This is a genomic window from Streptomyces sp. NPDC004629 (genome assembly GCF_042873595.1).
Lineage (GTDB): Bacteria > Actinomycetota > Actinomycetes > Streptomycetales > Streptomycetaceae > Streptomyces.
Window position 1 is genome coordinate 1 of sequence record NZ_JBIALO010000041.1, and the last position, 14,987, is coordinate 14,987.

12 protein-coding genes are annotated in these 14,987 nt (G+C 71.2%); 6 read left to right on the top strand and 6 right to left on the bottom strand.

Annotated features, from left to right (window positions below; genetic code table 11):
* Nucleotides 1-91 precede the first annotated feature (91 nt).
* The 4 genes from ACFYTE_RS37740 to ACFYTE_RS37755 form a co-directional block, all read right to left on the bottom strand.
* Nucleotides 92-739, bottom strand: a complete 648-nt coding sequence (locus tag ACFYTE_RS37740; RefSeq protein WP_388720669.1) for an AAA family ATPase — start codon at nucleotides 737-739, stop codon at nucleotides 92-94.
* 34 nt (nucleotides 740-773) lie between these two features.
* The gene (locus ACFYTE_RS37745; protein ID WP_388720672.1) at nucleotides 774-1,595 is read right to left on the bottom strand and encodes an ABC transporter permease; all 822 of its coding nucleotides are present in this window, start codon (nucleotides 1,593-1,595) and stop codon (nucleotides 774-776) included.
* Nucleotides 1,596-1,719: 124 nt separating this feature from the next.
* A complete protein-coding gene (locus tag ACFYTE_RS37750) occupies nucleotides 1,720-2,694 on the bottom strand; it encodes an ABC transporter ATP-binding protein (protein WP_388720831.1) in 975 nt (324 codons plus the stop codon).
* Nucleotides 2,695-2,750: 56 nt separating this feature from the next.
* The gene (locus ACFYTE_RS37755; RefSeq protein WP_388720675.1) at nucleotides 2,751-4,019 is read right to left on the bottom strand and encodes an NYN domain-containing protein; all 1,269 of its coding nucleotides are present in this window, start codon (nucleotides 4,017-4,019) and stop codon (nucleotides 2,751-2,753) included.
* Nucleotides 4,020-4,243: 224 nt separating this feature from the next.
* Here ACFYTE_RS37755 and ACFYTE_RS37760 point away from each other — a divergent pair, with 224 nt between their 5' ends.
* A complete protein-coding gene (locus ACFYTE_RS37760; protein ID WP_388720678.1) occupies nucleotides 4,244-4,423 on the top strand; it encodes a hypothetical protein in 180 nt (59 codons plus the stop codon).
* A 150-nt stretch (nucleotides 4,424-4,573) separates the two neighbouring features.
* Here ACFYTE_RS37760 and dnaE read toward each other — a convergent pair whose 3' ends face one another.
* On the bottom strand, nucleotides 4,574-8,113 hold the full coding sequence (gene dnaE / locus ACFYTE_RS37765; RefSeq protein WP_388720681.1) for a DNA polymerase III subunit alpha: 3,540 nt from the start codon (nucleotides 8,111-8,113) through the stop codon (nucleotides 4,574-4,576).
* A 225-nt stretch (nucleotides 8,114-8,338) separates the two neighbouring features.
* Between dnaE and ACFYTE_RS37770 the strand changes: the two genes are divergently transcribed.
* The 4 genes from ACFYTE_RS37770 (at nucleotide 8,339) to ACFYTE_RS37785 (ending at nucleotide 13,180) form a co-directional block, all read left to right on the top strand.
* A complete protein-coding gene (locus ACFYTE_RS37770; RefSeq protein ID WP_388720834.1) occupies nucleotides 8,339-9,688 on the top strand; it encodes a DUF2252 domain-containing protein in 1,350 nt (449 codons plus the stop codon).
* A gap of 66 nt (nucleotides 9,689-9,754) precedes the next feature.
* The gene (locus ACFYTE_RS37775; RefSeq protein WP_388720684.1) at nucleotides 9,755-10,468 is read left to right on the top strand and encodes a hypothetical protein; all 714 of its coding nucleotides are present in this window, start codon (nucleotides 9,755-9,757) and stop codon (nucleotides 10,466-10,468) included.
* 107 nt (nucleotides 10,469-10,575) lie between these two features.
* Nucleotides 10,576-11,418, top strand: a complete 843-nt coding sequence (locus ACFYTE_RS37780; protein WP_388720687.1) for a thioredoxin domain-containing protein — start codon at nucleotides 10,576-10,578, stop codon at nucleotides 11,416-11,418.
* Nucleotides 11,419-11,509: 91 nt separating this feature from the next.
* The gene (locus tag ACFYTE_RS37785; RefSeq protein ID WP_388720690.1) at nucleotides 11,510-13,180 is read left to right on the top strand and encodes an alkaline phosphatase D family protein; all 1,671 of its coding nucleotides are present in this window, start codon (nucleotides 11,510-11,512) and stop codon (nucleotides 13,178-13,180) included.
* Between the two features lie 7 nt (nucleotides 13,181-13,187).
* On the opposite strand, the gene ACFYTE_RS37790 is transcribed toward ACFYTE_RS37785, so the two are convergent.
* Complete coding sequence (locus tag ACFYTE_RS37790) at nucleotides 13,188-13,757, bottom strand: dienelactone hydrolase family protein (RefSeq protein ID WP_388720693.1); 570 nt, start codon at nucleotides 13,755-13,757, stop codon at nucleotides 13,188-13,190.
* A gap of 102 nt (nucleotides 13,758-13,859) precedes the next feature.
* Here ACFYTE_RS37790 and ACFYTE_RS37795 point away from each other — a divergent pair, with 102 nt between their 5' ends.
* Nucleotides 13,860-14,966: a mechanosensitive ion channel family protein gene (locus ACFYTE_RS37795; RefSeq protein ID WP_388720696.1), complete on the top strand. Its 1,107-nt coding sequence runs from the start codon at nucleotides 13,860-13,862 to the stop codon at nucleotides 14,964-14,966.
* The last annotated feature ends 21 nt before the right edge of the window (nucleotides 14,967-14,987 follow it).

The window sequence follows — 14,987 nt, forward strand, 5'->3', positions numbered from 1 at the left end:
TCTGGCACAACGACAAAACCGGACAGCCGATCAAGCGGTCACTGACCGCCTACGATCACTGACCGCAACCACACCCCTTGGACTCACTCATCTAGGCCGGGGGGGCCGCGTACGGTGCGTGGTAGGGGTCGGGGTCGCGAGGGCCGAACAGTGCTGTCAGGCCGAGGTGCACCACCAGCGCGGCCACGGGCCACGCGAGCAGCACCCCCGCCGCGCCCAGCTTCAGCGGGGCCGAGAAGGTCACGCCCTTGCCGACGGCCTTCGCATGCGCGATCACGTCCTGGGTGGGTCCGAGCCACACCCCGAGCCGCCAGGCCAGCAGCGAACCGAGCAGCCCGCCGACGGCCAGCCCCACCACGAGCGGTATCCCGCCGCGCCGCCGCACCAGGAAGACGACAACCGCGCTGACCACACCGAAGGCCAGGGCCAGCAGCGTGAACGTGCCGTCGACGCCGATCGCCTGCTCCCCCTCGCTGTCCTTCAGGTAGACCACCCAGTTCTTGGCCACCTGGTCCCCGACCAGCGGCACATGAGGGGCAAGCCGCCACCACAGCAGGCCGAGCAGCACCCCGCACAGCGCCACCGCAACGGTGACCACCACGCCCTCGCGCACTTCGGACTTCATCCCGGGACCGTCCTGTTCGTACGCGCCGCCCGCCGCGCCGTCGGGCGGCGCCTGCCAGGCCTGGTGCGGGGACTGGTCGGGTGGCGGCGGAGGCGGAGTCAGCGGTGCGGTCACTCTGACATCGTGCCAGGCCGGCCTGTGCGGCGCGTCATCGGACGGCGGCCCGACGGTACGCCCAGGTGGCCACGGCCAGCGAAATCACCCCGACCCCGGCGCACACTCCCAGGTCAGCGAGGACGAGGGCCCAGTCGGGGCCGTCCCCGAAGGTCCGCGCATAGGCCTCGACGCCGTAGGTGGACGGCAGCAGATCACGGGCCAGCCGGACGATCTCCGGCATCCGGTCCGGCGGCAGCACGCCCAGCAACAGCGCCGCCGACATGCCCAACTGTCCGAGCAGGGTGGCCAGTTCGGGCCGCGGCGCGAGCAGTCCGCAGGCCGCCCCGAGCCCGGCGAGCGCGGCTCCGGCGAGCGGGATCACCGCGAGCAGGATCCACAGATTCGTCAGCGGCAGCCCGAACAGGAGACAGCCGAACACGGCGGTCACCAGGGTCCCCGGCACGGTGAAGGACGCGTACGCGGCCGCCGCGCCAAGCACCACCGCCGCGGGCGGCACCGGCAGCGTGGCGTAGTGGTCGAGCCCGCCGCTGGCCCGCAGCTGCCCGAAGTACTGGGCGAGCAGATTGAGCGCCACATAGGCGACGACCACGATCGACGAACCGGCCACCACGGACTGCGCCTCGCCGCGGGTGTCCACCACCCCGCGCATCATGATCATGATGCCGACCGACTGGAAGGTCGCGACGAACAGCAGCGGGATCCGCGCCACCCGGGCCCGGGACAGCTGGGCCCGGTAGACGGCGATCAGCGACGGCCACAGCCGCGCCCGCGGTCCGAGCCGGGCCGGGCCACCGGCCGGGTCCGCCACGGTCGGGGCACTGCCCGCCGGCACCTTCACGGGTGTGACGCTCACGTCGTGCTGCTCCTCTTCCCTCCGACGCCCGGGTCCCCCACGGCGGCCGGGCCGCCCCACGGGGACCGTACGGACGCGACGGCCCCGGCGCTCAACGTGCGCACCATGCTGCTCGGGGTCCCGGTCATGCTTTCACCAGCCCCTGCCGCGCGGCGCCGCCCAGCGCCAGGTACACGTCCTCCAGGCTGGGCGTGGCGAGTGTGAAGTCGTCCAGGGCGGCGAACGCGGCCCCGCCGGTCACCGTGGCGACGACCGCCCGGGCCTCCTCGGGCCCCAGTCGCAGCGTCCAGCGGCGGCCGGACTGAACGGCCTGGTCCCGCAGCACGGCGACCTCGGGCACCTCCAGCGGCGCCCGCTCCCGCCAGACCAGCTCGACCCGCACCTCGCCGGCCACCCGCTCCTTGAGTCCGGCGGGGGTGTCGCAGGCGATGACCCGGCCCCGGTCGAGGACGGCGACCCGGTCGAGGACGGTCTCGGCCTCGATGACGTTGTGGGTGACCAGCAGCACGGTCGCGCCGTGCTCGGCGCGCCGCCGGTCGACGGCCGCCCACACCGCGCGCCGGGCCACCGGGTCCATGCCGGTGGTCGGCTCGTCGAGGACGAGCAGCGGGCGCTCGCCGACCAGCGCGGCGGCGAAGCAGGCGAGCCGCCGCTGCCCGCCGGACAGCTTCTTCAGGGCCCGCCCGGCGATCGGGGCGAGCCCCAGTTCGTCCAGCACGGCGTCCCGCTCGGCGCGGGCCTGCCGCACGTCGAGGCCGCGCAGCCGCCCGGTGGTCTCGGCGGCGAGGGACACGGTCAGCTCGTCGAGGGCGGTGGACTCCTGGCCGAGGTAGGCGAGGATGCGGGCGGCCCGCTCGGGGTGGCGCACGATGTCGTGGCCGAGGATCTCGACGCTGCCGTAGTCCGGCCTGAGCAGTCCGGTCACCTGCCGCACCAGGGTGGACTTGCCGGCCCCGTTCGGCCCGAGCAGTCCGAAGATCTCGCCGCGCCGGACGTCCAGCTCCACCCCGTCGGTGGCCCGTACCTCGGGCGTCCCGGCGGCGCCGCGCCGTCCGCGCACCGCCGGATAGGTCTTGGTCAGTCCGCGCACCGCGCACACGACGTCATCCCGGTGCCGAAGTGCCTGTGCCGCGCGCGTCATCACAAGGGACGAGCCTAAGGGGTGCGCGGCGCCCGCTCTGCGTTGGGGGCCGTCGGCTCGGCCCGCTCCCCGCCGGGGCCGTGCTCGGCGGCGGTCCGTACGTCGATCTCCCGCCAGAACCCCGCCCGGATGGCGTAACGGTCGTGCTCGTCGATCTGGTCGTCCTTGTGGGCGAGGAGCCCGAAGCGGGCCGCGTACCTGAGCAGCTCGCCGTCGATGCGGTGCGGGACCCGCGGGTACATGCCGGACAGCTTCTGCAGATGGCCCGGATCACCGAGGCGGGACATCCAGCGCCGGGCGAAGACCTGCCCGACCTCGTAGGGGTCGCCGCCGACCGTCGTGATGTCCTCCTCCCGGTCGGCCCAGCGCTGCTCGGCCGTGGTCAGCTGCGCCAGCGTCGGCATGGAGGCGGCGTCGGGGGACTCGGCCGGGACGCCGGGCCGGTCCACCCAGCCCTTGTCGGAGGACCAGCGCAGGGTCGCGGTCGCGGGGTGCTGGACGGCCTGGGCGCCGGGGGCGCGCAGCGCGGCGAGGTCCTTGGGGGTGGGTACGCCCTTGGCCGCGGGCACCCGCTCCGGCGCGCCGTCCTGCGCCGTCCCGGCCGCCGGGGCACGTTCGGCGTCCTCGGCGGCGGGCGGTTCGGCGGCGGTGAGCGCGGACTCGGGCAGCGGCGCGGAGAGGATCGCGGCGATCTCGGGCCGGGGCGCGGGCGGCGGTGCGCAGATGCCGGTGAGTTCCTTGGCGCGTACGGCCTTGGTGATCCACGTACGGTCGAGGACGCGCCGCTCGTCGGCCTCGGCGACCAGGTCCTCGGACTGGTTGTAGTCGCCGTCGGCGGCCTGTACGGCCCACAGGTGGACGGCGACGCCGTGCTCCTTGGCGGCCATCATGCCCGGCAGCAGGTCGCCGTCGCCGGTGACCAGGACGACGTCGGAGCAGGCGCGGTTGCGGGCCAGTTCCGTCAGCTCGGCGTGCATGGCCGCGTCCACGCCCTTCTGCGCCCAGCGTCCGTCGCTGCGGGTGAGGGCGCCGAGCCGGACGGTGACGCGGGGCATCACGCGCAGCCGGCGGTGTTCGGGCTGCGGGACCCGGTCGGGGGCGCCGTCGAACCAGTAGATGCGCAGCAACGGCCGTTCCGTGTCGGCCTCGGCGCGTTCGCGCAGCGCCTGGATGAGCGCGGCATGGTCGACGGTGATGCGGGAGCGGGAGGGCTCACCGGCGAGGAGACTGGCGGCGGCCCCCAGCAGATACCCAGCGTCCACCAGGACGATGCAGCGGTCCACGCGACTCACCCTCTTCCCGGGAGGTTTGCTTCAGGCTGTGCTTCGAGTCTGCCCGACCACGCGGGGGTTAACGGCTCGAACTCGATCTTCGGCGTGGCGTATCCGGGTCGTTTGCTCCGAGCCGCCCTGTCACAGACGGTAATTATCCGAAACGCGACTGTTGTCAGCCTATGTGAATCTGATGGCGGCCCTGACCCCTAGTTCCCCACAGGAGGCAGATCACCATGGCCAAGAACAAGAACCGCAAGCAGGCCGGCCCGCAGAACCGCGCCGCGCAGGGCGAGCAGGCCCAGCAGCAGTCGCCGCGGACGACGACGGAGTCCCACGAGGCGTCGATGACGCACGCCCAGGGCGGCCCGGCGGATGGTGCCCGTAAGCAGAAGAAGAGCTTCGGCCACAACTGACGCTCGCCGGCTCGGACTCGCACGGCCCGACGGGGCCGTTGAGACCCAGGCACGCGAGGGGCGCACCCTGAGCGGGTGCGCCCCTCGTCGGCTGGTGCGGGCCGCCGGGCCCGCCGCGCGGTCCGCCGCGGCGGACCGCGCGGCGGGACGTCAGCCGGCCAGGCAGGACGGACCGAGCAGCACCTTCAAGTCGCCGAACAGCGCCGGATCCGGCTTCACCCGGTGCCGGTCGAGGCGCAGCACCGTCGTCTTGCGCGGGCCCTGGAGCTTGATCCGGACCTCGCTGTCGCCCCTGTGGTGACTGAGGATCTCGCCGAGGCGGCTGACCATCGGCGGGGTCACCTTGAGCGCCGGGATGGTGAGCACCACGGGCGCGTTGGTGCCCGCGTTGGACAGGTCCGGGACCATCAGCTCCATCGCGACGAGCCGCGGCACGTCCTCACGCTTGTCGAGCCGGCCCTTGACGAACACCACGGCGTCCTCGACGAGTTGGGTCGACACCAGCTGGTACGTGGCCGGGAAGAACATGCACTCGATGGAGCCCGCCAGATCCTCCACCGTGGCGATCGCCCAGGCGTTGCCCTGCTTGGTCATCTTGCGTTGCAGGCCCGAGATGATGCCGCCGATGGTGACGACGGCGCCGTCCGCGTGCTCGCCTCCGGTGAGCTGGGCGATGCCCGCGTCGGCCTTGTCGGACAGCACGTGCTCCAGGCCGAAGAGCGGGTGGTCGGAGACGTAGAGACCGAGCATCTCCCGCTCCTGGGCGAGCAGATAGGTCTTTTCCCACTCGTCGGTGGTGAACTCCACGTCGAGGCCGAAGCCGGGCTCGCTGCCGGTGTCCTCGCCCATCCCGCCGAAGAGGTCGAACTGGCCCTCGGCCTCCTTGCGCTTGACCGCGACCACGTTGTCGATCATCGGCTCGTACTGCGCGGTGAGGCCCTTGCGGGTGTGGCCCATCGTGTCGAAGGCGCCCGCCTTGATGAGCGATTCCGTGGTGCGCTTGTTGCACACCACCGCGTCGACCTTGTCGAGGTAGTCGGGGAAGGAGGCGTACTTCCCCTTGGCCTTGCGGCACTTGATGATCGACTCGACCACGTTCGTGCCGACGTTGCGCACCGCGGAGAGGCCGAAGAGGATCACGTCGTCGCCCTGCGCGGCGAAGTTCGACTCGGACTCGTTGACGTTCGGCGGGAGCACCTTGATGCCCATGCGGCGGCACTCGTTGAGGTAGACCGCCGACTTGTCCTTGTCGTCCTTGACGGAGGTCAGCAGCCCGGCCATGTACTCGGCCGGGTAGTTCGCCTTCAGGTACGCGGTCCAGTACGAGACCAGTCCGTACGCGGCGGAGTGCGCCTTGTTGAACGCGTAGCCGGCGAACGGGACCAGCACGTCCCACAGGGCCTGGATGGCCTCGTCGCTGTAGTCGTTCTTGCGGGCGCCGGCCTGGAAGATGGTGAAGTTCTTCGCCAGTTCCTCGGGCTTCTTCTTGCCCATGACGCGGCGGAGGATGTCGGCCTCGCCGAGCGAGTAGCCCGCGATGATCTGGGCGGCCTTCTGCACCTGCTCCTGGTAGACGATCAGGCCGTAGGTGACGTCCAGGACCTCCTTGAGCGGTTCCTCAAGCTCCGGGTGGATCGGCGTGATCTCCTGCTGGCCGTTCTTGCGCAGCGCGTAGTTGGTGTGCGAGTTCATGCCCATCGGGCCCGGCCGGTACAGGGCGGACACGGCGGAGATGTCTTCGAAGTTGTCCGGCTTCATCAGGCGCAGCAGCGAGCGCATCGGGCCGCCGTCGAACTGGAAGACGCCGAGGGTGTCGCCGCGCTGGAGCAGGTCGAAGGTCTTCGGGTCGTCGAGCGGGAGGCCGAGGAGGTCGATGTCGACGCCCTTGTTGGCCTTCACCATCTTGACGGCGTCGTCCATGATCGTGAGGTTGCGCAGGCCCAGGAAGTCCATCTTCAGCAGGCCGAGCGACTCACAGCTCGGGTAGTCCCACTGCGTGATGGTCACGCCGTCCGTGTGCCGCACCCACACCGGGACGTGCTCGGTGATGGTCTCGCTGGACATGATCACGCCGGCGGCGTGCACGCCCATCTGCCGCACCAGGCCCTCCACACCGCGCGCGGTGTCGATGACCTTCTTCACGTCCGGCTCGTTCTCGTACATCCCGCGGACCTCGCCCGCCTCCGAGTAGCGGGGGTGCTGCGAGTCGGTGATGCCGGACAGCGGGATGCCCTTGCCGAGGACATCGGCGGGCATGGCCTTGGTGATCCGGTCGCCCATCGCGTACGGGTAGCCGAGCACGCGCGCGGAGTCCTTGATCGCGTTCTTGGCCTTGATGGTGCCGTAGGTGCCGATCATGGCGACCTTGTCGGCTCCGTACTTCTCCGTCACGTACCTGATCACCTCGACGCGCCGGCGCTCGTCGAAGTCGATGTCGACGTCGGGCATCGAGATGCGCTCGGGGTTGAGGAACCGCTCGAAGATCAGGCCGTGCGGGATCGGGTCGAGGTCGGTGATGCCGAGCGCGTACGCGACGATGGAGCCGGCCGCGGAGCCGCGGCCGGGGCCGACCGCGATGCCGTTGTTCTTGGCCCACATGATGAAGTCGGCGACCACGAGGAAGTAGCCCGGGAACCCCATCTGGATGATGACGTCCATCTCGTACTCGGCCTGCTTCTGGCGGTCCTCGGGGACGCCGCCGGGGAAGCGGCGCGCCATGCCGCGGCGGACCTCCTCCTGGAACCAGGTGACCTCGGTGTAGCCCTCGGGGATGTCGAACTTGGGCATGAGGTCGCGCTTTTCGAACATGCCCGAGGTGTCGATCTGCTCGGCCACCAGCAGCGTGTTGCGGCAGCCCTCCTGCCAGGCGTCCGAGGAGTCGATGGCGTACATCTCGTCCGTGGACTTCAGGTAGTAGCCGGTGCCGTCGAACTTGAAGCGGTCGGGGTCGGAGAGGTTCTTGCCGGTCTGGATGCACAACAGGGCGTCGTGGGCGGTCGCCTCGTGCGCGTACGTGTAGTGCGAGTCGTTGGTGACCAGCGGGGGGATGCCGAGCTTCCGGCCGATCTCCAGGAGGCCGTCGCGGACCCGGCGCTCGATGTCGATGCCGTGGTCCATCAGCTCCAGGAAGTAGCGGTCCTTGCCGAAGATCTCCTGGTACTCGGCGGCCGACTTCAGGGCCTCGTCGTACTGGCCGAGGCGCAGCCGGGTCTGGAGTTCGCCGGACGGACAGCCGGTGGAGGCGATCAGGCCCTCCGACCACTGGGCGATGGTCTCCTTGTCCATGCGGGGCCACTTCTGCAGCCAGCCCTCGGCGTACGCGTCCGAGGAGAGCCGGAAGAGATTGTGCAGGCCCGTCCTGTTCGCCGCCCAGATCGTCTTGTGGGTGTAACCGCCGGAACCGGAGACGTCGTCCCGTTTCTGGTGCGGCTGGCCCCACTGGATCTTGCGCTTGTTGCGCCGTGACTCCGGGGCGACGTACGCCTCGATGCCGATGATCGGGGTGACCCCGGCCTTCTTCGCGGAGTGGAAGAAGTCGTACGCCCCGTGGAGGTTGCCGTGGTCGGACATGGCGATGTGGGTCATGCCCATCTCATTGCAGGCGTTGAACATGTCCTTGAGCCGCGCGGCACCGTCCAGCAGCGAGTACTGGGTGTGGACGTGCAGGTGCGTGAAGGGCGGCTTCGACACGGTTTCGGCCTCCAAAGGAAACAATCGTCGACGATCTTCCGATCGGCTGCGGACGGTCCGGGGGGACAGCGTCGAAGTCTATGCCTCGGCACTGACACCCGACGGGCTCCCCCGCGTACCTTCATCCCGAGAGCACGGGCACTCCCCCGACCCGTCGCACGTTGCCGGGAGGGAGGAAGATCCGTCCCCATGACACGCACCATCCGCACCAGGAGGCACCCAGCGATGTCGGTCCCCCAGCTCAACGACGAGCAGCGCGGCGAGGAGATCCTCACCGTCTTCGACACCGCCTTCGGCGAGCTGCTGGCCGCCGACCCGGCCGCGTTCCGCGTGAAGTTCCGGAAGATGGCGGCCTCGGCGTTCGCGTTCTACCGGGGCACGGCGTGCCTCTTCTACCACGACCTCGACGCCGAGCACGCCGAGCGGGCCGCCGGCCGGATACTCGCCGGGCCGTACCTGGACGAGCGCACCTCGCGCGTGTGGATCCACGGGGACCTGCACGCGGAGAACTTCGGCACCTACATGGACTCCAACGGCCGCCTGGTCTTCAACGTCAACGACTTCGACGAGGCGTACGTCGGCCCGTTCACCTGGGACCTGAAGCGCTTCTCCGCCTCCATCGCCCTCATCGGGTACGCGAAGGCGCTCAGCGACGAACAGATCACCGACCTGGTCGCCGTGTACGCTTCCGCCTACCGCGAGCGCATCCACGCCCTGGCCACCGGCGCCAAGCGCGACGAGGTGCCGCCCTTCACGCTGGACACGGCGCAGGGCCCATTGCTCGACGCGCTGCGTGACGCGCGCTCGCTGACCCGCTTCGAGCTGCTGGACTCCATGACCGAGATCCGCGACTTCGAGCGCCGCTTCGCGCCCGGCGGCGGCTCCATCGAGCTGGACGCGGCGACCCGCTACAAGGTCCTCGCCGCCTTCGACGGCTATCTGGAGACGCTGCCGGAGTCGTCGCTGGAGCGCCCGGACTCGTACCGCGTGAAGGACGTCGTGGGGCGGCGCGGCATCGGCATCGGCTCGGCCGGGCTGCCGTCGTACAACATCCTCCTGGAGGGCAACAGCGACGCCCTGGAGAACGACGTCGTGATCTACATCAAGCAGGCGCAGACCCCGGCCGTCTCCCGCCATGTCACCGACCCGGCGATCCGCGGCTACTTCCAGCACGAGGGTCACCGCACGGTGATCTCCCAGCGTGCCCTGCAGGCGCACGCCGACCCGTGGCTGGGCTGGACCGAGCTGGACGGCGCGGGCCAGCTGGTCGCGGAGGTCTCGCCGTACGCCGTGGACCTGGACTGGGGCGACATCGACGACCTGGAGGAGATCGCCTCCGTCGTCGCCGACCTGGGCCGGGCCACCGCGACGATGCACGCCGCGGCGGACGACACCTCCGGCGAGTCCCTGGTGCCGTTCTCCACGGAGCGGGCCATCGACGCGGCGATCGCGGCCGACGAGGACGGCTTCTCGGCCCTGCTGACCGACTTCGCCCACCGCTACGGCGCACGCGCGCGTGCCGACCACCAGATCTTCGTCGACCTGTTCCGCAACGGCCGGATCCCGGGGCTGTGACCAGTGGCATTCACAGGCACCCTTTAGGGGTCTCTTACATGAGTACGTGACAGACTCTCCACCGCTATGGACATATCCGGGACCCAGCTCAGAGCCGTGCGCGCGGCGCTGTTCACGGCCTTCGTCGTGACGCTCAGCACCGCGTCGCACGTGCTGCTGTCACAGGTCCCGCTGCCGCTGCCCACGGTGGCCGCGGTCGCCGCCGCCGTCTTCGTGACCGCGTACGCGCTGGCGGGCCGCGAACGCGGCTTCGGCCATATCGCGGCCCTGCTGATTCCGCTGGAGCTGGCCGCCGACACGGTGTTCACCACCGGCCAGCACGCCTGCTACGGCCGGGCCGGCGGCCCGGTCGCCGGCCCGCTGCGCGCGGTGGGGCTTGACGTGCTGTGCCAGGGCGGCACCGTGGGCGCCCCGCTGGCCCAGGTGACCGGCGGCCCCGGCCGCGCTGCCGCGCTGCTCGCGCACGCCGATCCGGCCGCCGCCTGGCTGCTGCTCGCCGCGCATGTCTGCGTGGGGCTCCTGGCGGCCTGCTGGCTGCGCCGCGGCGAGCGGGCGCTGGCGCAGTTGCTGCGCGCCGTCGCCGCCACCACGTTCCGGCCACTGCTGCTGGCGGCGGCCGCGGTGGCGGTGGTGGTGCGGCTCGTTCCGGCGCGCCGGCTGCCGCGCCCCGCGCCGCGGGCGGCCGCCGCCCGCGACCGGCTTCTCGTGCACTCCCTGGGACGGCGTGGACCGCCGTGCTCGTGCCCCCCGGCCCCGTCGGGCTCTTCGGCCTTCGCCTGAGCGAGGCCGCCGGCCCGTCGCAGCGGACCGGGCACAGCCGAGCACCAGAAGTCCCTCATACGTATCCCGCGTACGACATGTGCGCGTCCCACATGGAGATCATCAATATGAGCAAGCGGAACAGCCAGACGGCGAAGACGGCGGCCCGGGAGCGGCTGCGCGAGGAACGCGAGCGGCAGGCCAAGCGCGCCAAGGTCAGGCGGCAACTCGTCGTGGCCTGCTCGGTGGTGGCCGTACTCGCCGCCGCGGGCGGCATAGGTTACGCCGTCGTCCAGGCCAACAAGCCCAGCCACTGGGAGGCCCAGAAGGACGACAAGGTCGTCGCCCCGGCCAACACCACCGGCACCGACGGCACCACCGTGGAGATCGGCAAGAGCAGCGCGAAGAAGACCCTCAAGGTCTTCGAGGACCCGCGCTGCCCGATCTGCGCCCAGTTCGAGCAGACCGTCGGTTCGACCCTGAAGAAGGACGTCGACGACGGCAAGTTCAAGGTCCAGTTCATCGGCGGCACGTTCATCGACGGTGACTCGCTGGGCAAGGGCAAGGTCGGCAGCAACGGCGAGGGCTCCAAGAACGCGATGAGCGCCATGGGCGCCGCGCTGAACGTCAGCCCGGAGGCGTTCCTCGACTACAAGGCGGCTCTCTACTCGGCGAAGTGGCACCCGCAGGAGACCGACGACAAGTTCAAGAGCGACGACTACCTCATCGAGGTCGCGGACACCGTGCCGGCGCTGAAGGGCAACACCAAGTTCCAGGACGCGGTGAAGAACGGCACCTACGACGCCTGGGCCCTCGCCATGTCGAAGACCTTCGACACCAACAAGGACGGCGTGACGGGCACCCCGAGCCTCGTCATGGACGGCAAGATCCTCACCGCCGACAGCCAGGGCAGCCCGCCCATGACGGTGGACGACTTCAACCGTGTGGTGGACGCCGCCCTCAAGGGCTGACGCCCGGCCGGATCTGACCCCCGGATGAAGAGCGGGCGAACTTCCCCCGTTCGCCCGCTCCCGTTCGTACCGATCAGTAACCTGATCGGTCGTGACCAGTCGACACAGAGCATCCGAGGGCCCCAACTCCCCCTCGCCACGCCGCCGTACGGTCGTCAAGGCCGCCGCGGCCACCGCCGGCGCGGCCATAGCCGCCGCGCCGCTCACCGCGGCGCTGCCCGCCCGGGCCGCCGCGCAGGCCCCCGCCTTCCTGCACGGCGTCGCCTCCGGCGACCCTCTGCCCGACGGCATCCTGCTGTGGACCCGGGTGACCCCGGTCGCCGATGCCGTCCCCGGCTCCGGCGTCGGCCCGGACACCGAGGTCAGCTGGGTCGTCGCCCAGGACAAGGCCCTGCTGGACGTCGTCGCCCGGGGCTCCACGACCGCGACGGCAGCGGCCGACCACACCGTCAAGGCCGACATCCGCGGCCTGAGGCCGGGCACCGACTACTGGTTCCGCTTCTCGGCCGGCGGCACCGACTCCCCGGTGGCGCGCACCCGCACCGCGCCGGCGGCGGACGCGACCGTCACGGGCCTGCGCTTCGGCGTGGTCTCCTGCTCCAACTGGGAGGCCGGCCACTTCGCCGCCTACCGCCACCTCGCGGCGCGCGGCGACCTGGACGCCTGGCTGCACCTCGGCGACTACCTCTACGAATACGGGTCCGGCGACTACGGGACCCGCGGCAGGGTCGTCCGCCCGCACACACCCACGCACGAGATCATCACGCTCGCCGACTACCGCGCCCGGCACGGCACGTACAAGACCGACCCCGATCTGCGGGCCCTGCACCAGCGGGCGCCGGTCATCGCGATCTGGGACGACCACGAGTTCGCCAACGACGCCTGGTCCGGCGGCGCCGAGAACCACACCGAGGGCGCCGAGGGCACCTGGAGCGCCCGGCAGGCGGCCGCCCGGCAGGCCTACTTCGAGTGGATGCCGGTACGCCCGGCCACCGAGGGCACCACCTACCGCCGGCTGCGCTTCGGCAGACTCGCCGACCTGTCCCTGCTCGATCTGCGCTCCTTCCGCTCGCAGCAGGTGGCCACGGGCAGCGGTTCGGTGGACGACCCCGACCGTACGATCACGGGCCGCGCGCAACTCGACTGGCTGAAGGCCGGGTTGAAGGCCTCCGACACCACCTGGCGGCTGGTCGGCAACTCGGTGATGATCGCGCCGTTCGCGGTCGGTTCGCTGACCGCGGACCTGCTCAAGCCGCTCGCCAAGCTGCTCGGGCTGCCCCAGGAGGGGCTCGCCCTCAACACCGATCAGTGGGACGGCTACACCGACGACCGCCGCGAACTCCTCGCCCATCTGCGCTCGCACGCGATCCGCAACACGGTCTTCCTCACCGGCGACATCCACATGGCCTGGGCCAACGACGTGCCCGTGGACGCCGGGACCTACCCGCTGTCGCCGTCGGCCGCCACCGAGTTCGTGGTCACCTCGGTCACCTCCGACAACCTCGACGACATCGTGAAGGTCCCCGAGGGCACCGTCTCGGCGATCGCCGCGCCGATCATCCGCGCGGCCAATCGGCACGTCCACTGGGTCGACACCGACCGCCACGGCTACGGCGTGCTGGACCTCACCGCCGACCGCGCGCAGATGGACTACTACACCCTGTCCGACCGCACCGCCGCGGACGCGACCTCCTCCTGGGCGCGCTCGTACCGCACGCGCAGCGGCACCCAGAAGGTCGAGCGCAGCTACGACCCGGTGTAGCCGCGGACTACAGAGCGTCGAGGAAGCCGAGCGCCACCCGCCAGGTGGCCTCGGCCGCCTCCTCGTCGTAGTCCGGCAGCCCGGGGTCGGTGTACAGATGGCCGGCCCCGGCGTATCGGTACACCTCGACGTCCGCGCCCGCCCTGCCCATCTGCAGATACCAGGCGCTCAGCCAGTCGTCCGTCTCGAACGGGTCCGGCTCGGCCACGTGCAGCTGGACCGGCAGGCCGTCCACCGAGACGCCCGGCGCGAGGTCCGACGTGCCGTGCAGGAGCAGCAGTCCGCGCGCCTTCTCGTCGCCGAGGGCCAGGGTCTGCGCGAGGGAGGCGCCGAGCGAGAACCCGGCGTACACCAGCCCGCGCTCCGAGTAGGGGGCCGCCGCCAGCACGGCCCGCTTCAGCAGCTCGTCCTTGCCGATCTCGTCCTTGCAGGCCATGCCCTCCTCGACCGTCTCGAACGTGCGCCCCGCGAAGAGGTCCGGAGTCCACACCTCGTGCCCGGCGGCCCGCAACCGGTCGGCCGCGGCGCGCACCGCCGGTCTGAGGCCGTAGGTCGAGTGAAAGAGCATGATGTTCATGCCGCCATCGTGCCAGCCGGGTACGACAACGCCACACGGCCGGATCCCTCCCGTCACCGATCCGCAGGTTCAGGGCCGCCGGAGCCGGTTACGTTCTCAGGCATGGAAAACGTGCTCCGCCCCCTGATCGTGGTCGGTGGCTGTGTCGTTCTGACCCTGCTCATCGGCTGGGCCACGGACCTGCTGCTGCGCAAGGCCGACGCACGGCACCACGAGACCCCGCTGTGGGGCCTGCTGCGCCGCGGCCGGATCCCGTACCAGCTGGTGCTGGCCGCGGCCCTGCTCAGGGGCTCCTACGAACCGGCCCGCCTGCTGCCGGACCACAGGGTCGCCGTGGGCAGGACGCTGACCCTGGTGCTGATCGGGTCGGCGGCCTGGCTGGTGGTGCGGATCGCGGCGGCGATCGTCGAGACCTCCTACTCCCGCTACGCCCGCGTGCACCGCGATCCGGCCCGGGTCCGCCGGGTGCGCACACAGGTGTCGCTGATCATGCGCGTGGTGGCCGCCGTGGTCGGCGTGATGGCCGCGGCGGCGATGCTGCTGACGTTCCCGGCGATGCGCGCGGCCGGCGCCTCGCTGCTGGCCTCGGCCGGCATCCTCGGCATCGTCGCCGGTGTCGCCGCCCAGTCCACGCTGGCCAATCTGTTCGCGGGGCTGCAGATCGCGTTCGGCGACATGGTGCGGCTCGGCGATGTGGTCGTCGTGGACGGCGAGTGGGGCACCGTCGAGGAGATCACGCTGACCTTCCTGACCGTGCGGACCTGGGACGAGCGCCGGATCACCATGCCGGTGTCGTACTTCACCTCCAAACCGTTCGAGAACTGGTCGCGCGGCACGCCGCAGATGACCGGCATCGTCTACTGGCACCTGGACCACTCGGCGCCGCTGGAGGCGATGCGGGAGAAGCTGCGCGACATCCTGCGCGCGTGCCCGGCCTGGGACGGCCGCGCGTGCAACCTCGCGGTCACCGACGCGACGCCGAACACCATCCAGGTCCGTGCCCTGGTGACCGCCAAGGACTCGGACGACGTGTGGACGGTCCGGGTCACGGTGCGCGAGCAGATGATCCGCTGGCTGGGCGCGGAGCACCCGTACGCGCTGCCCCGGGTGAACACGGCGGACGCGGTGCAGCCGCCGGGCGGTATCCCCGCCCAGGACGGCCCGGCCGCGCGGCGGGCGCACGAGCCGCCACGGACGGACCGAGGGTGACCTCGTCGGCCGGCGGCCGCG